The 15,014-nt window shown below is 64.3% G+C and carries 16 protein-coding genes and 1 riboswitch; of the genes, 11 read left to right on the forward strand and 5 right to left on the reverse strand.

Annotation, left to right across the window (positions count from 1 at the left end):
• Positions 1 to 103: 103 nt before the first annotated feature.
• Both KJP28_RS00565 and KJP28_RS00570 read right to left on the reverse strand, forming a co-directional pair.
• Entirely contained in the window at positions 104 to 904 is an 801-nt protein-coding gene (locus KJP28_RS00565) for an SDR family NAD(P)-dependent oxidoreductase (protein WP_218390287.1), read from the reverse strand.
• 68 nt (positions 905 to 972) lie between these two features.
• On the reverse strand, positions 973 to 1,848 hold the full coding sequence (locus KJP28_RS00570) for a helix-turn-helix transcriptional regulator (RefSeq protein WP_218390288.1): 876 nt from the start codon (positions 1,846 to 1,848) through the stop codon (positions 973 to 975).
• Positions 1,849 to 1,950: 102 nt separating this feature from the next.
• On the opposite strand from KJP28_RS00570, the gene KJP28_RS00575 reads away from it, so the two are divergent.
• Positions 1,951 to 2,160 carry a DUF2061 domain-containing protein gene (locus KJP28_RS00575; RefSeq protein ID WP_218390289.1) on the forward strand — a complete coding sequence of 70 codons (210 nt, stop codon included), beginning with the start codon at positions 1,951 to 1,953 and terminating at the stop codon, positions 2,158 to 2,160.
• A gap of 73 nt (positions 2,161 to 2,233) precedes the next feature.
• On the opposite strand, the gene KJP28_RS00580 is transcribed toward KJP28_RS00575, so the two are convergent.
• Positions 2,234 to 3,139, reverse strand: coding sequence for a LysR family transcriptional regulator (locus KJP28_RS00580; RefSeq protein WP_218390290.1), 906 nt, complete (start codon positions 3,137 to 3,139; stop codon positions 2,234 to 2,236).
• Between the two features lie 166 nt (positions 3,140 to 3,305).
• Positions 3,306 to 3,509: riboswitch (cobalamin riboswitch) on the forward strand.
• Positions 3,510 to 3,629: 120 nt separating this feature from the next.
• On the opposite strand from KJP28_RS00580, the gene KJP28_RS00585 reads away from it, so the two are divergent.
• From KJP28_RS00585 to KJP28_RS00595, 3 genes are all read left to right on the forward strand, one after another.
• Positions 3,630 to 3,941 carry a hypothetical protein gene (locus tag KJP28_RS00585; RefSeq protein ID WP_218390291.1) on the forward strand — a complete coding sequence of 104 codons (312 nt, stop codon included), beginning with the start codon at positions 3,630 to 3,632 and terminating at the stop codon, positions 3,939 to 3,941.
• Between the two features lie 108 nt (positions 3,942 to 4,049).
• A complete protein-coding gene (gene lysA, locus KJP28_RS00590) occupies positions 4,050 to 5,315 on the forward strand; it encodes a diaminopimelate decarboxylase (RefSeq protein ID WP_218390292.1) in 1,266 nt (421 codons plus the stop codon).
• Between the two features lie 38 nt (positions 5,316 to 5,353).
• Positions 5,354 to 7,960 carry a TIGR02302 family protein gene (locus KJP28_RS00595; protein WP_218390293.1) on the forward strand — a complete coding sequence of 869 codons (2,607 nt, stop codon included), beginning with the start codon at positions 5,354 to 5,356 and terminating at the stop codon, positions 7,958 to 7,960.
• 111 nt (positions 7,961 to 8,071) lie between these two features.
• Here KJP28_RS00595 and KJP28_RS00600 read toward each other — a convergent pair whose 3' ends face one another.
• A complete protein-coding gene (locus KJP28_RS00600) occupies positions 8,072 to 8,980 on the reverse strand; it encodes a zinc-ribbon domain-containing protein (protein WP_218390294.1) in 909 nt (302 codons plus the stop codon).
• A 156-nt stretch (positions 8,981 to 9,136) separates the two neighbouring features.
• Here KJP28_RS00600 and KJP28_RS00605 point away from each other — a divergent pair, with 156 nt between their 5' ends.
• Genes KJP28_RS00605 through KJP28_RS00620 form a run of 4 tightly spaced genes read left to right on the forward strand, consistent with a single transcriptional unit; the run spans position 9,137 to position 12,051 of the window.
• The gene (locus tag KJP28_RS00605; protein WP_218390295.1) at positions 9,137 to 9,811 is read left to right on the forward strand and encodes a cell division ATP-binding protein FtsE; all 675 of its coding nucleotides are present in this window, start codon (positions 9,137 to 9,139) and stop codon (positions 9,809 to 9,811) included.
• The gene (locus KJP28_RS00610; protein ID WP_218390296.1) at positions 9,808 to 10,713 is read left to right on the forward strand and encodes a cell division protein FtsX; all 906 of its coding nucleotides are present in this window, start codon (positions 9,808 to 9,810) and stop codon (positions 10,711 to 10,713) included. Before KJP28_RS00605 ends, KJP28_RS00610 begins: the two co-directional genes overlap by 4 nt.
• Positions 10,713 to 11,456 (forward strand): lysophospholipid acyltransferase family protein, encoded by a 744-nt coding sequence (locus tag KJP28_RS00615; RefSeq protein WP_218390297.1) that lies wholly within the window; start codon positions 10,713 to 10,715, stop codon positions 11,454 to 11,456. The genes KJP28_RS00610 and KJP28_RS00615 overlap by 1 nt, the downstream gene beginning before the upstream one ends.
• Entirely contained in the window at positions 11,443 to 12,051 is a 609-nt protein-coding gene (locus KJP28_RS00620; RefSeq protein WP_218390298.1) for a pyridoxamine 5'-phosphate oxidase family protein, read from the forward strand. Before KJP28_RS00615 ends, KJP28_RS00620 begins: the two co-directional genes overlap by 14 nt.
• Before the next feature lie 12 nt (positions 12,052 to 12,063).
• Here the strand turns inward: KJP28_RS00620 and KJP28_RS00625 are convergent, their stop codons facing one another.
• Entirely contained in the window at positions 12,064 to 13,026 is a 963-nt protein-coding gene (locus KJP28_RS00625) for an acetyl-CoA carboxylase carboxyltransferase subunit alpha (protein WP_218390299.1), read from the reverse strand.
• Between the two features lie 112 nt (positions 13,027 to 13,138).
• Here KJP28_RS00625 and KJP28_RS00630 point away from each other — a divergent pair, with 112 nt between their 5' ends.
• From KJP28_RS00630 to KJP28_RS00640, 3 genes are read left to right on the forward strand one after another with little or no spacing between them, the layout of a single operon-like run.
• The gene (locus KJP28_RS00630) at positions 13,139 to 13,975 is read left to right on the forward strand and encodes an AraC family transcriptional regulator (RefSeq protein ID WP_218390300.1); all 837 of its coding nucleotides are present in this window, start codon (positions 13,139 to 13,141) and stop codon (positions 13,973 to 13,975) included.
• Positions 13,972 to 14,364 (forward strand): DUF1801 domain-containing protein, encoded by a 393-nt coding sequence (locus tag KJP28_RS00635; RefSeq protein ID WP_218390301.1) that lies wholly within the window; start codon positions 13,972 to 13,974, stop codon positions 14,362 to 14,364. The genes KJP28_RS00630 and KJP28_RS00635 overlap by 4 nt, the downstream gene beginning before the upstream one ends.
• Entirely contained in the window at positions 14,361 to 14,966 is a 606-nt protein-coding gene (locus KJP28_RS00640) for a GyrI-like domain-containing protein (protein WP_218390302.1), read from the forward strand. The genes KJP28_RS00635 and KJP28_RS00640 overlap by 4 nt, the downstream gene beginning before the upstream one ends.
• Positions 14,967 to 15,014 lie beyond the last annotated feature (48 nt).

Here is a 15,014-nt window from a genome sequence, read left to right on the forward strand (position 1 = left end):
GAATCGAGATGTTACGCATTATCAGAGGCTTGCGCGGTAGCCCAACGTGCTGCGTTAACCTTTGACGACGACGAGTGGACGTGCGGCCTCGGCCAGGCCCGCTTCACATCCCCATTTTGGCCATTTGTTTTTGGATGAATCGCACGGCCCAGGCGGGCGCGATGCGAACCAGCCGCCACAACATTTTCGCGTCCGAACCGACAAAGATATGAAGCTTGTCCGCCTCCATCCCGTCGAGGATGATCTTCGCCGCGTCCGGTGCCGATGTCGTGCGGGAGGCCGCCGCTTCCGGGTCGTCCGGCGCGGGCATATCCAGCCCGGAATTCTTGGAGATATTCGTGTTCACCGCGCCGGGCATCACGCAGGACACTTTAAGCCCGGTCCCCACATGCTCCTGGTAGATCGCTTCGGTCAGAAGTTTCACGCCCGCCTTCGTGGCCGAATACATGCTCTGTTTCGGGAAGGGCAGGAACCCGCCCATCGAGGCGACGTTCACCAGATGCGCCTCGGGCCGCGCTTCCAGCCCGGGGAGAAACGCCTTGATCATGTTGATCGGTCCAAGAAGGTTCACGTTCACCAACCGGTCGATCACCTCCATCTCGAGGTCCGAGAACGTGACGAAAGGCTGGATCACGCCCGCGTTGTTGATGACCCCGTCGACTGGGCCCAAAGCGGCCTCGATCCGGGCCGGGAGTGCATTGACCGCGTTCCGATCCGCGATGTTGCCTTCGAACAAGGCGAGCTTGTCGCCCGCCTTGGCGATGTCGGCGGTTTCCTTGAGCGATTCCATGTTGAGATCGAGTGCCGCGACCTTCGCGCCGCGTTTCAGAAGCGCGAGTACGAGCTCCCGCCCGATACCGCTGCCTCCGCCCGTCACCACCACTACCTTGCCATCGAGTTTCATGCCTCTCCCCCAAATGGACATTTACGTCCGTTTAGGTGAGCATGCCCTTGCCATCCGGTCAACCGAACTCAGCCCATCCGCGCCAATATGCCCTCGATGTGGTCGGCCACGTCCCGTGCATCGACCTCGGCCTCACGCACCAGCCAGTCGAAATGGTCCGTGAGCGAGCGCAACCGGGTGGATTCGCGGAAGGCGAGGTAGAACCGGCCCACGTAAAGCGTGCCGACCAACGGGCCGAAAAGCGCCATCGGCGCGGAATAAAGCCGGCGACTGTCGAACAGGAACACGCGCAAAGTCGGGTAGTATTCGCGCGTCATCGCGGCGAATTTTTCAAGCTGGGCGCGGCGCACCGGCTCGGGCAAGCCGGTGAAATATCCTGTGCCTTCGGCCAGCGCCTGCAACTGATGGGCCGGCATCGCGATTTCGTGGTCCGACACCCGGCTGCGCAGGATGCTCTCGAGCTTTTCCGCGGCCGAGATCGCCTGATCTTCGGTCTTGCCGATGAAACCGGCGTATTCCCAGGCGATGAAATCTTCGGTTTTGAGCATGTCCGGGAGCGAGGCGGGCACATGCCGGATCTTGTAGCCCGCAGCCTCCCGATACCATTCCAGAAGCTGGTCGTCCGCGGGTGTCCGCGCGGCTTCGGTCATCTGGACGGCCGCCGCGATCGCGTCTCCGGGGCGTTCGGGGCGTTCGGTGAGGCCCAGAAGCCAATCCGTCGATACGCCCAGCGCCGCCGCGGCGTCCGCGCAAAGCTGTGCGTTCGGGAGGCGGGCTGTTTCCGGGTCAAGAATCTGCGCGATCGTCGACCGATTCACCCCGGTCGCGCGTGCCAGGGCGCTCTGGTTCATTTCCGCCGTGGACATCGCCGTCGCGAGTCGCTCGCGGAACAGGATCGCGCGATCACGTTTGTCGACTTTTGTAAACGTATCAGAGTTTTGCACAACAATCGCCTCTTTGCGCTGCTCATTTACAGAATACCGCACGTCGGCTGTCTTGGATAGGCATAGGCCCATCGGAAACACGAAAAAGAGAAGGAGGCTCCAATGGAAACCCCCCGCAGAACACTCGCCAAAGCCATCACTTGGCAGACGCTCGGCCTTTTCACGATGACCGTCATCGGGTTCATCTTCACCGGATCGGTCAGCGCGGGCGGCTCGCTCGCCATCGCCTCGGCCTTGACCGGCGTGGTTTTCTACATGATCCACGAACGGGTCTGGACCCGCGTGTCCTGGGGCCGTCTTGATCGCAGCTGAACGAAAAAGGAGCACCAGGGCTGCCACCCGCGGTGCTCCAAGTTAGCCCTCTAGATGTCAGGCTGGGGAAATCTTACCAGTTGTCGGGGCCTTTTTCGTTGAAGGCGGCGACGAGGAAGTCGATGAAGGCGCGGACCTTCGGCTGGGTGAACCGACCCGGCGGATAGACCGCATAGATGCCCTGGATGTCATCGGGAAGTTCCGGGATCGCCTCTTCGATTTTCCCCTGCTCGAGCGCGTCGGCGTAGAGGAAGCTGGGCAGGTAGGCGATGCCGAGACCGGCGATGGCAGCGTTCAGAAGCGATTGACCGTCATTGACCGAAAGCCACCCGGCGGTGCGCACCTGACGCACTTCGCCCGAAGGGGCCGGCACTTTCCACACGTTGCCCGACGATTGCGAGCTGTAGTGCAGAAGCTTGTGTTCGTTCAGGTCGTCGATGCGCATCGGGCGACCGTATTTCTGGAAGTAGGAGGGGCTGCCGACCATGCGCTGCGTGGTTTCCGCGATCTTGCGGGCGCGCAGGCTGCTGTCCTCCATCTCGCCGACCCGGATGGCCATGTCGAAGCCTTCCGAGATCAGTTCGACGTAGCGGTTGTTCAGGACCATGTTGACGTTCACGTCCGGGTAGTCCTGAAGGAACTTGCCCAGAACCGGTGACAGGTGGTTCACACCGAAGTCCGTATTGACCGAAATGCGCAGAAGCCCCGAAGGCGCGCTCTGCATAGACGTCACCAGCGCATCGGCCTCGCCTGCGTCGTTCAGCACACGGCGGGCGCGGTCGTAATAGGCCAGACCGATTTCGGTCGGGCTCACACGGCGCGTCGTGCGGTTGAGCAGCCGGGCACCGAGACGGGCCTCGAGGCTGGAAACATGTTTCGACACGGCAGACTTCGAAATCCCCATCTTCTTTGCCGCGTCCGTAAAGCCGCCTTGATCCACGACAGTGGCAAAGGCTTCCATTTCGGTCAGTCGGTCCATACCAAATCTTTCTACAGTCATCGCCCCAACAAGAAATTGTATCGCCGCCAATTGGGGCATCACTGTGAACCGTGTCGGGCAAAACCGGGGTTATTCGGCGGATTGGATAAGGCACGGAAACGAAATCCATCCAATGAATCATGCTGGACAGGCGCACGTTTGGAACGCTACCACATATTGTGATGGTGTCCGACTCTTCGTGGCCGGACTTGATAGGGAACGCGGTGCGGGTCTTGGCCCTATTCCGCGACTGCCCCCGCAACTGTAAGCGGCGAGCGACCCCGATACGACCACTGGACCTGAGGTCCGGGAAGGTTCGGGCAAGCGTCGACCCGCAAGTCAGGAGACCTGCCATCTCCGGTGCGAGAATCGCACCGCAGTCACCTTGAACCCGGGCGGGGTGCCCTCGGGACGGAGAGACGAGATGGCCCGACCAGGACCTTGCCCGCAGCCGTTACCGACGACACGCCCCCTTTGCGCGGAGGGCGCGATGCTAACGGAACTTACGATTGCACAACTCGACATCTCTGGATTGTCGCTGGACGCGAGCGACGAATTGGCCCGAATGGGATTCCTTCAATGGCTGGCGACATTGCCGTCCGACAGCTCTTTCTATGAAGAAGCGGATCGTGCTCTGTCCATCGCCGCGCCCTTTGTCGATCGTTCGCACGCGATTGCGGTGTTCTGTGATCTCGTGCGCGAGGCGAAAGCGGCATCGCCCGACCCGCTCGCCCTCACCATGCCGGCCCGCAAGCGTCGGGGCGGCGCCACCCATCGCCGTCGCGCGCGCATGCGGCACTGATCCGATCCGAAGGCGTCCGGTCGGCTTTGCCGGGCGCGGCGCTTGAACGACATTGATCGCGCCGTTGTCGCGTTGTAGGGCGACGGGGACGAAGTCTGAGGGCCTGACATGGATCACTTTCTCTATCGCGACGGCGTGCTGCATGCCGAGGACGTGCCGGTCCCCGACATTGCGCGCGTGGTCTCGACCCCGGTCTATATCTATTCGGCGGCCACCCTGCGGCGACACTTTCAGGTGTTCGACGAGGCGCTGGCGGGCATGGATCACCTCATCTGCTACGCGATGAAGGCCAATTCCAACGTGGCCGTGGTCAAACTCATGGGTGACATGGGGGCGGGTGTCGACGTGGTCTCGGGCGGTGAATACCTCCGTGCAAAGGCCGCCGGCATCCCCGGCGAGCGGATCGTGTTCTCGGGCGTGGGCAAGACACGGGATGAGATGCGCCTCGCGCTCGAAGGCGGCATCCGGCAGTTCAATCTCGAAAGCGAACCCGAAATGCGCGCCCTGTCCGAGGTCGCGACAGCGATGGGTGTGACCGCGCCTGTGACCGTGCGCGTGAACCCGGACGTGGATGCCAAGACGCATGAGAAGATCGCGACCGGCAAATCCGAAAACAAGTTCGGCATTCCCATCGCCCGCGCGCGCGAGGTCTATGCGGAGATTCGCGACCTGCCGGGGCTGGAGGCCGTTGGGATCGACGTGCATATCGGCTCTCAGCTGACCGATCTGGCACCTTTCCGCGCAGCCTATGAAAAGGTTGCGGAGCTGACGGGTGTGCTGCGTGAGGACGGCCACACGATCACGCGTCTCGATCTGGGCGGCGGTCTCGGCATTCCCTATGAGCATGGCAACCAGGCCCCGCCGCTTCCGATGGAATACGGTCAGGTGATCCGCGAAACCGTGGGCGATCTGGGCTGCGAGATCGAGATCGAGCCAGGCCGCCTGATCGCGGGCAATTCCGGGATCATGGTGTCCTCCGTCATTTACCTGAAACAGGGCGAAGGCCGTAATTTCCTTATCCTCGACGCCGCGATGAACGATCTGGTGCGCCCGTCGATGTATGACGCGCATCACGATATCGTGCCCGTGACCGAGGCGGAGCCGGGCGTGGAACGCGCGCCTTTCGACATTGTGGGCCCGGTCTGCGAAAGCGGCGACACTTTCGCCAAGATGCGCAACCTGCCGCCCATGACGGACGGAGACCTCGTCGCCTTCCGTTCGGCGGGGGCCTACGGCGCGGTGATGGCCTCGGAATACAATTCCCGCCCCCTCATTCCCGAGGTTCTGGTCGACGGGGATCACTTCGCAGTTATCCGGGCGCGGCCGACCTATGAAGAAATGATCGCCCGCGATATGGTTCCGGAGTGGCTCTGACCTGAACCCGAGGGGCCGCGACAGGCAGAAAGGCCCCGATGGAGCGTTACGAGCACTTCCCCGAGAAAGCCCGCGCCCGTGTGCGCAGACCGCTACTGGCGACCTGGGCGGGTCTCTGGGTCGAGCGTATCCTTCGCGCCTTCTGGCCGCTTCTGTCCGCCCTCGCCCTTTTCGGCGCGTGGCTCTTGTCCGGGCTTGCCGCGACCACGCCGCTCTGGGCGAGCCAGATCGCCTTCGCGCTCGCCACGGTCGCCATTCTCACGAGCGCCGTCATCGGTGTCATCCGTTTCCACCGCCCGCGTGAGATCGACGCGCTGGCGCGGCTCGACGCGAACCTGCCCGGCACGCCCATCGCGGCCCTGTCCGATGCGCAGGCCTCGGGCGTCGCCGATCCGGCGTCGCGCGCGGTCTGGGACGTGCACCTTGCGCGTATGGCTGAAAAGCTGGATGCGGCCCGCGCCGCGCCCGCGCGCCCGAATCTCGCCCCCCGCGACCCGTTCGGCTTCCGCCTGATCGCCGCCACCGCGCTTGTCGTTGCGCTGATCTTTGGCGTGCGGGCCGCCGGCCCCGGCCTGACCGCCATGGTACCGGGTGCGACCCCGCAGGCCGCGCAGGCAAGCTGGGAGGGCTGGATCGAACCGCCGAGCTACACCGGCAAACCGACGCTCTATCTCAACGATCAACCCCCCGGCGAATTGTCCGTGCCCGAGGGCGCACGGGTGACGCTTCGGCTCTACGGCAAGATCGATGAGATCGACATCGCCGAAACATGGTCTGACGAGCCGCCGACCGAACCGCTGCCCACGCGCCTGTTCACCATCGACGAAGGCGGCACGCTGACCATCGACGACGCGGAATGGCAGATCGCGGCGATCGACGACGCCAACCCGGCGATCGAGGTCACGGGCGACCTTTCGCGAACGCTGGTCGGGGAAATGCGTCAGGGCTTCACCGCGACCGACGATTACGGTGTCGCCACCGGACAGGCGCGTTTCGAACTGAACCTGCCGGAAGTCGAACGCCGCTTCGGGCTGGTGCAGGACCCCGAGCCGCGCGAGCCCATCGTGGTCGACCTGCCGATGCCGTTCCGCGGATCGCGCGAAGAGGTGCAGGAAGTGCTGGTCGACAATTTCGCCGAGCACCCCTGGGCCGAAATGCCAGTGACCGTCACCATGACGGCGGTCGATGCGGCGGGCCAGTCGGGTGACAGCGCCCCGGTCGAGCTCACGCTTCCGGGTCGCCGGTTCCTCAACCCCATCGCGCAGGCCATCATCGAGATGCGCCGCGATATCCTCTGGACCATGGACAACGCACCCCGCGCCGCACGCATTCTGCGTGCCGTGTCCCATGCGCCCGAAGGGTTTTTCCCCAAAGCCGAGCAAGCCCAGCAACTCCGTGCGTCGCTGTCGTCGCTCGAAGCCGACGAACTGAACCCATCGGTGCGTGACGAGGTGGCCCAGTCGCTCTGGGATCTCGCCATCGAGTTGGAGGAAGGCGCGTTGTCCGACGCGCTGGAACGGCTCCGCCGGGCGCAGGAGCGGGTGCAGGAAGCCATCGAACAGGGCGCCACGCCCGAAGAACTGTCGCAACTCATGCAGGAATTGCGCGACGCCATGCGCGATTACATGCAGCAACTCGCCGAACAGGCGCAGGAGAACGGCGAACAGCAGCAGGCCCAGAACGGCGAAATGATGGAAATGTCGCCGCAGGATCTTCAGGACATGATGGACCGCATCGAAGAACTGATGCGCGAAGGCCGCATGGAAGAGGCCATGCAGATGCTTCAGATGCTCCAGCAGATGATGGAGAACATGCAGGTCACCCAAGGCCAGCAGGGCCAGCAGGGTGAAGGGCAGCAGGCCATGCGCGACCTTCAGGATACGCTGCGCCAGCAACGCGACCTTTCGGACGAAACGTTTCAGGACCAGCAGGGCCAGCAAGGCCAGCAGGGGCAGCAGGGCCAGGAAGGTCAGCAAGGACAACAGGGTCAGCAGGGCCAACAAGGGCAGCAGGGTCAGCAAGGCCAACAAGGTCAGCAAGGACAAGGCCAACAACCCGGACAGGGCCAACAGCAGGGCCAGGGATCTGACCAGATGCCGGGGCAGGGCCAGGGTCAGGACGGCGAGGGCATGAGCCTTGCCGACCGCCAGCAGATGCTGGAAAACGAACTTCGCCGCCAGCGCAACAACCTCCCCGGTGCCGGAACCGAGGAAGGTCAGGCGGCGCGCGAGGCGCTCGACCGTGCGGGCCGCGCGATGGACGAAGCCGCCGAGGCGCTCGAACAGGGCGACAACGGCACCGCGCTCGACCGTCAGGCGGACGCGATGGAGGAAATGCGCGAAGGCATGCGCAACCTCGAGGACGCGATGCGCCGCGAAGCGCAGGATGGTCAGCCGGGCGATCAGCAACAGGCCGGAGGCCAGGGCGAACAGCGTGGCGGCCCCGACGGTCGCGACCGGCGTGACCCGCTGGGCCGCGAAGCCGGTGAGCGCGGGGCGCTCGGCTCCGACAGCCCGCTCGCCGATGGCGAGGACGTCTACCGCCGGGCCGAGGAGTTGATGGAAGAACTGCGCCGCCGCTCCGGCGAAACCGACCGCCCGGATCTCGAGCGTGAATACGTTGAACGCCTGCTCGACCTCTTCTGAGCGCGGACATTCCCCGAAGGAGCGCGCCAGGGCGCGCGCATCTTAAGCATCGCATCCCCTATGGGGCTGCGATGCGGTTTTGCATATTTATGGCACGATGAAAGGGTTGGGTCAGCCTTCGCCGCCCGCCGCCGCTTCCATTTTCTCGATCAGGTTCTGCATCCAGCCGTCTATGGATTCGAGCAACCCGTTCACGAACGAGACGTAACTCGCAATCGCGGGTTCGGCTGCTGGGAAACTCTCCACGATCTGCGGTGCCAGAATGTAAATCGCGAAAGCGATGACGGCGAGCAAGATGACCAACGAAAATCCGCGTCGGAAGCCGCCGCGCTTCTCGACCGGTGCGACCTGCGCTTCGCCGGTCTGCTGCTCGGTCTCCGGGGGGGCTTCGGCTGCCAGCGGCGTGTCCAGCGTGGAGTTGATTTCCTCGATATCCGGGAAAAGCTCCTTGCGGGGGCGCGGCTCCGGTTCGGGTTCCGGTGGCGGCGGCGGCACTTCCGGCTCCAGCGTTTCGCCTTCTTCGATGCCCCGCATCCGCGCCATGCGTTCACGCGCGATGCGGCGACGCTCTTCTTCGTGGTCGTCCGGTTCGGTAATACCCAGCTCCGGCTGCGTCTCGACCCCTTCGGCCGCGCGCGCACGGATCTCGCGGTCTGCCTCTTCGGTGAGGATGCCGCGCACGTTCTCGTCCAATTCGCGTCTTGGGCGCGGCTCGGGACCGTGGCCGGGTTCATCGGTGTCGTCGCCCGGATCTTCCTCTTCGACCGGGGGCTCGACGGCTTCGACGGCCGGTTCCGGCGCATCTTCCGATGGGACCTCGGGCGGGCTTTCGGCCACTTCGGCGGGGGTCTCGTCCCGCGCGTCGGTCACCTCCGGATCGTGTCGGTGCTCTTCCCAATTCGCGGGCCGCTGGAACCAGGCATGGCCACAATTCGAGCACTGGACATCCCGACCCCCATCAGGGATCACGCGATCATCGACCTCGTACTGCGCACCGCAATTCGGGCAAACCAGCCGCATATGTCCTCACACTACCTGTTCCCCGTCCGCGCCACCCAAGTGCAGACAGGGTCACTATGCTAAGCAAAACGGGCAAAATCAAACCTTTGCAATCCCGAGATTGCAACAATCTCCGGCGTGAGGCAAAACTGTCGCGAGGATTGGCGGGGCAGAAGCGTGATCGAGTTCGAAGAAGTCTCTTACGGATACGGCGGCACCGGCCCGCTCCTGTCAGACATCAATCTGAAGCTTGCGCCGGGGTCGTTCCATTTCCTCACAGGCCCGTCCGGAGCGGGCAAGACGACCTTGATCAAGCTTTGCTACGGCGCGCTCGTTCCGACGCAGGGCCGCGCCGTGCTGTTCGATCAGGATGTGCGCCAGATGAGCCGTGACGACATCGCCGAGACCCGGAGGAAGGTCGGCGTCGTGCATCAGGACGTGCAATTCCTCGACCACCTGACGCTGGCCGAAAACGTGGCTCTTCCCCTCACCGTGTCGGGCCGCGCGACCGAGATGCAGGATCTTGGCGACCTTCTGGGATGGGTCGGGCTGACGGGGCAGGTCGAGGCGCGCCCGCCGGAATTGTCCGGTGGCGAGCGTCAACGCGCGGCGCTGGCCCGCGCCGTCATCATGTCGCCCGAGGTGATCCTGGCGGACGAGCCAACCGGGAACGTCGACTGGGATATGTCGCAGCGGCTTCTGAAACTGCTCATCGAACTCAATCGCATGGGCAAGACGGTGCTGATCGCGACCCACGACATGAACCTGATCCGCGCCGCGAAGGCGCAGGTTCAGGCCCGTGTGCTCAGAATTTCGGATCACCGTGTGCAGCTTGCGGGGGCCGATCTGTGAACCGTTTCCTAGCCCCGATCCTGGCACTTCTTTCCGTCGATACGCAGGCGGACCGCGTCGTGCCGCCGACCGGGTTCACCGCCCGCCTTACCGTGTTCGCCTCTGGCGCGATGGCGTTCCTCGCCGTCTTCGCGCTGGCCCTGTCGCTCGCCACCGGGCGGCTGGCCGAGCAATGGTCCGATGCGCTTGCCCAAAGTGCCACGATCCGGGTCGCGGCGCCCGAAGGCCAGGTGGACCAACAAGTGCTCGCGGTCATGGAAATCCTGCAGACGACCCCCGGCGTGGCGGACGCGCGCGTTCTGACCGATGACGAACAGCGCGCGCTTCTCGAACCGTGGTTCGGCCCGGATCTGCCGGTCGAAACCCTTCCCATCCCGCGCCTGATCGAAATCATCGAGGACGGCGACGGGTTCGACCCCGAGGGCCTGCGCCAACGGCTTGCCGGCGAAGCGCCCGGTGCGATCCTCGACGACCATTCCCGTTGGCGTGAGCCACTGGTGCGTGCGGCGGGGCGGCTCAGGCTCCTGGGTGGCGTCTCCATCGCGCTCATCGCGCTGACAACGGCGGCGATGATCACGCTGGCCGCCAATGCCGCACTCGCCGCCAACGATCAGGTGATCCATGTCCTGCGCCTCGTCGGCGCGCGGGACCGCTACATCGCCGGCGCTTTCGTGCGCCGCTTCACCCTGAGAGCCTTTGCAGGGGCCGCGATCGGCATGTTGGCCGGACTTCTCGCGATCCTGCTCCTGCCTTCGGCGGATGTCGGGGGCGGGTTCCTCACCGGTCTGGGGTTTCGCGGCTGGCACTGGCTCCTGCCGCTCCTCATCCCTCCGCTGGCCGCGATCGTGGCCTTTCTCGCCACGCGACAGGCGGCCAACACCACACTTCGTGAGCTGACCTGATGCAAGCGATCCAACTCATCCGTTCGCTGGTGTTCATCTTCCTGATGTATGCCGCGATGGGGCTCATGGGCGTCGTCTATTTCTTTCTGACCCTGTTCAACCGCGACATGGCCTATACCGCGGTCGGTCATTACACGATGGTCGTGCGCTTTCTCGCCCGCTGGGTCATCGGCCTGCGTTCGGAAATCCGGGGCGAGGTGCCGACGGACGAAGTGCTGATCTGCTCGAAACATCAGAGTTTCTTCGACATCATCCTGATCGTCTCGGCCGTGCCGCGCCCCAAGTTCATCATGAAGAAGCAGCTCGTCTATGCCCCGGTGCTCGGTTATTTCGCCAAGGCCATCGGGTGCATCCCTGTGGATCGGGGCAAGCGCGGGGCGGCGGTCAAAAAGATGATCGAGGACGTGGCGTCGGGGGCGGCCCGGCCCGGTCAGCTTATCATCTTTCCACAAGGCACCCGCGTCGCGGCTGGGGCGAAGAAACCATACAAGATCGGGTCCGGTGTGCTCTACACCGAAAGCGGCCAACGTTGCATCCCGGCGGCGACGAATGTGGGCGTGTTCTGGCCGCGTCACGGGCTGATGCGCAAACCGGGGCTTGCAGTGCTCGAATTCCTCCCGGCGGTCGAACCGGGGCTGCCGATCAACGACTTCATGGAGCATATCGAGGAAGCTGTGGAGGAGAACTCCAACAGGCTCATGCGGGAGGCTGGGTTCGACCCGGACAGCTATGAAGGCGATTGACACGATAGAGGCGCTGGAGGCGCTCTATGTTGAGAAACCCGGGGGAGCGGCTGTCGAGAAGGTCACGGACCGGCTGACGCGCGCGTATCACGCATGGATCATGGCGTCGCGCTTCTGCGTCATTTCGACGGTCGGGCCGGAAGGCACGGATGGCAGCCCGCGCGGGGACGATGGCCCCGTTGTGCGGGTGCTCGACGCTGGGACCATCGCGCTGCCTGACTGGCGGGGAAACAAGCGGCTCGACACGCTGCGCAATATCGTGCGCGACGGGCGCGTGTCGCTCATGTTCTTCGTGCCGGGGTCGGGAAATGTCATGCGGGTGAACGGGCGCGCGATCGTGACGGCCGATCAAGACCTGTGCGCCTCGTTCGCGCAGCACGACAAGCCGCCCAAAAGCGTGATCGTCGTCACCATTGCCGAGGTCTATCCGCAATGCGCCCGCGCGATCATGCGCTCCGGTCTCTGGACGTCCGGCGACCGGTCGGACGGTTTGCCGACCATAGGCGACATGCTCAAGGACGTGACGAACGGCGCGTTCGACGGCGCGGCCTATGACGCGGAGTGGTCGGAACGGGCCGACAAGACGATGTGGTAGCGGCGGCCCGCGTCAGGCGGCGAGGCCCTTGGACCCCAGGTCGAGATATTTCTGGCGGCGGGCCTTGACGAGGGCCGCGGGCTTTTTCGCGGCCAACGCCTTGATCTCGGCTTCGATGGCAACACCGACGGCTGCGATGGTCTTGTCCTTGCCACGATGCGCGCCGCCGACCGGCTCCTGAATGATGCGGTCGATCACACCCAGCGCCTTCAGGTCCTGCGCGGTCAGACGCAGCGCCTCGGCCGCTTCGCGCATCTTCTCGGCGTCTTTCCACAGGATCGACGCGCAGCCTTCCGGGCTGATCACCGAGTAGATCGAATGCTCCAGCATCATCACGGTGTTGCCGGTGGCGAAGGCAACGGCGCCGCCGGACCCACCCTCACCGATGATGACGCTGACCAACGGCACCCCGAGGTTGAGGCAGGCTTGTGTGGACCGGGCAATGGCCTCGGATTGCCCGCGTTCCTCGGCACCCTTGCCGGGATAGGCCCCGGCGGTATCGACCAGCGAAATGACGGGAAGCCCGAAGCGATCCGCCATCTGCATCAGGCGCACCGCCTTGCGGTACCCTTCGGGCCGCGCCATGCCGAAGTTCCGGTCGATCCGGCTTTTCGTGTCATGGCCCTTCTCATGCCCGATCACCATCACGGGCGTATCCGCCAGACGCGCCAGCCCGCCCATCACGGCGTGATCGTCGGCAAAGTTCCGGTCACCGGCAAGCGGCGTGTATTCGGTGAACAGCGCCTCGATGTAATCCTTGCAATGCGGGCGATCAGGATGCCGCGCGACCTGACATTTCCGCCAGGGCGTGAGGCTCGAATACATGTCCTTGAGCATCTTCTCGGCCTTGGCGTCGAGCGCCTTGGCCTCGCCTTCCATATCGACCTCTTCATTGGCCCGCGCCATCGCGCGCAGTTCCTCGGCCTTGCCTTCGATTTCGGCAAGCGGCTTTTCGAAGTCGAGATAGTTGGTCATTGAGATGCCCCGCGGCTGTTTGAGCCGATATAATGGCGGGCGGGGGCCGAATGCAACTCGGCAAGATTTGTGACCTGCGCCTGTGCGACCAAGATCGGGCAAGGAGGGCCGGATGGCGAACGATTATGAAAAACGGCTGCTGAGGGTGCTGGACTATGTCTATGACAACCTCGACGGCGATCTGTCGCTCGACACGCTGGCGGATGTGGCGGCGCTGTCGCGTTTTCACTTCCACCGGGTGTTTACGGCGGTGACTGGCGAAACGCTCGCCTATTTCATCCGCCGGGTGCGCTTGCACCGTGCCGGTCTGGAACTGGTCACTACGGATGCGCCGGTGGCCGAAATCGCGGCGCATATGGGCTACGACAACACCCGCAGCTTTTCGCGCGCCTTTCGCGATGCCTTTGGGCGCACCCCGTCCGAGTTTCGCGAACATGCCAAAACGGTCCCGCCCTTGCGTCTTGGATCATCGGGAGAAAAACAGATGTATGACGTGAAAATCGAAGACCAGCCCGACCGCCGCCTCGCGGTGATCGAGCACCGGGGGCCATACCTGAACATCGGCGCGGCCTTCGACAAGGCGGGGTCCACCGTGATGGCGCGGGGCATGGGGCCGCATCTTGGCGCGATGCTGGGGCTCTATTTCGACGACCCCGAGAACGTTCCGCCCGATGAGCTGCGCGCCGCCGCCGGGTTCGAGCTCGACGAGACAGCCGAGATCGCCCCGCCGCTCGAAGAGGTGCGGATCAAGGGCGGCAAACACGCGATTCTGACCTACACGGGGCCTTATGCGGGTCTTTCAGAAGCCTATCGGTATCTCTTCGGCGAATGGCTCGGCGTATCGGGCGAAATGCCGCGCGAGGAACCGCCCTTCGAGCTTTACGTGAACAACCCGATGGACACGGCGCCCGAGGATCTCGTCACCCTCATCGGCGTGCCTTTGAAATGACCGCGATGAAACCCGAGGTCCGCGCTCTATTCGATGAAGCACCCCCTGACGCGCGCGCGGGCCTCGATCGGCTCCGCGCGCTGATCTTCGAGGTCGCGCAGAGCGCCGGGGTCGAGGTCTCGGAGGAAACCCGTTGGGGACAGCCCGCCTATCTCGCCCCGCAAGGCACGACGCTCCGGCTCGGCCTGCCGCGCGACGGTGGCCGGTTCGCCCTCTTTGCCCATTGCCGCACGACGTTGATCCCGGATTTCCGCGACGCGACGCATGGGGCGTTTCGCACCGAAAAGAACCGCGCGATCCTGTTCGATGACGCGGACGAGGTCGACCCCGCCGCGCTCACCCCGATGATCCGCGCGGCGCTGACCTGGCATGAAAGGAAACGGCGATGACCAAGCTGGAACTCAAGAAAACCGACAAGACGTATTACACGACGCACAAGGACTGGCACCGCGTCACGCTCCCGCCCATCCCCTATCTCGCGATCACCGGCGAAGGTGCGCCCGAAGGTCCGGGATATGCCGAAGCGATGCAGGCGCTCTACCCGTTGGCCTATGCGATCAAGTTCCGGTCCAAGGGCGAGGGACGTGATTTCACGGTTCCGCCGGTTTCGACGCAATGGTGGGCGGACGACCCGACCGTCTTTACGACCGGCGACCGCGCGGCCTGGAAATGGCGGGCGCTCATACGGATGCCAGACTGGGTGGATCAGGCATACCTCGACGCCGCCCGCGCAACCGCCAAGCCCGGCCCACGACGGGACGAGGTCACGCTCGACATGATCGATGAAGGCGATTGTTTTCAGATGCTCCACATCGGACCGTATTCGGAAGAAGCCCCGAAACTCGCCCGGCTGCATGACGAGATCATGCCGGAGGCGCAGGTGACTTTCGGCCTGCCGCATCACGAGATTTACATCTCGAACCCTGGCCGCACCGCGCCCGAGAAGCTCAAGACGATCCTGCGCCAGCCCGTGGTGCCGATCCCGAAATGAGCCGCGCCAGAGGCGCGGCGCATGAAAAGCATGACCCCGCCGGGGCGG

The sequence above is a fragment of the Maritimibacter dapengensis genome, assembly GCF_019218265.1.
Lineage (GTDB): Bacteria > Pseudomonadota > Alphaproteobacteria > Rhodobacterales > Rhodobacteraceae > Maritimibacter > Maritimibacter dapengensis.

Bases quoted from the DNA above. Each gene is read 5' to 3' on its own strand.
- KJP28_RS00565 (WP_218390287.1), bottom strand. From the start codon at position 904: ATGAAACTCGATGGCAAGGTAGTGGTGGTGACGGGCGGAGGCAGCGGT.
- KJP28_RS00575 (WP_218390289.1), top strand. From the start codon at position 1,951: ATGGAAACCCCCCGCAGAACACTCGCCAAAGCCATCACTTGGCAGACG.
- KJP28_RS00580 (WP_218390290.1), bottom strand. From the start codon at position 3,139: ATGGACCGACTGACCGAAATGGAAGCCTTTGCCACTGTCGTGGATCAA.
- KJP28_RS00585 (WP_218390291.1), top strand. From the start codon at position 3,630: ATGCTAACGGAACTTACGATTGCACAACTCGACATCTCTGGATTGTCG.
- lysA (WP_218390292.1), top strand. From the start codon at position 4,050: ATGGATCACTTTCTCTATCGCGACGGCGTGCTGCATGCCGAGGACGTG.
- KJP28_RS00595 (WP_218390293.1), top strand. From the start codon at position 5,354: ATGGAGCGTTACGAGCACTTCCCCGAGAAAGCCCGCGCCCGTGTGCGC.
- KJP28_RS00600 (WP_218390294.1), bottom strand. From the start codon at position 8,980: ATGCGGCTGGTTTGCCCGAATTGCGGTGCGCAGTACGAGGTCGATGAT.
- KJP28_RS00615 (WP_218390297.1), top strand. From the start codon at position 10,713: ATGCAAGCGATCCAACTCATCCGTTCGCTGGTGTTCATCTTCCTGATG.
- KJP28_RS00620 (WP_218390298.1), top strand. From the start codon at position 11,443: ATGAAGGCGATTGACACGATAGAGGCGCTGGAGGCGCTCTATGTTGAG.
- KJP28_RS00625 (WP_218390299.1), bottom strand. From the start codon at position 13,026: ATGACCAACTATCTCGACTTCGAAAAGCCGCTTGCCGAAATCGAAGGC.
- KJP28_RS00630 (WP_218390300.1), top strand. From the start codon at position 13,139: ATGGCGAACGATTATGAAAAACGGCTGCTGAGGGTGCTGGACTATGTC.
- KJP28_RS00635 (WP_218390301.1), top strand. From the start codon at position 13,972: ATGACCGCGATGAAACCCGAGGTCCGCGCTCTATTCGATGAAGCACCC.
- KJP28_RS00640 (WP_218390302.1), top strand. From the start codon at position 14,361: ATGACCAAGCTGGAACTCAAGAAAACCGACAAGACGTATTACACGACG.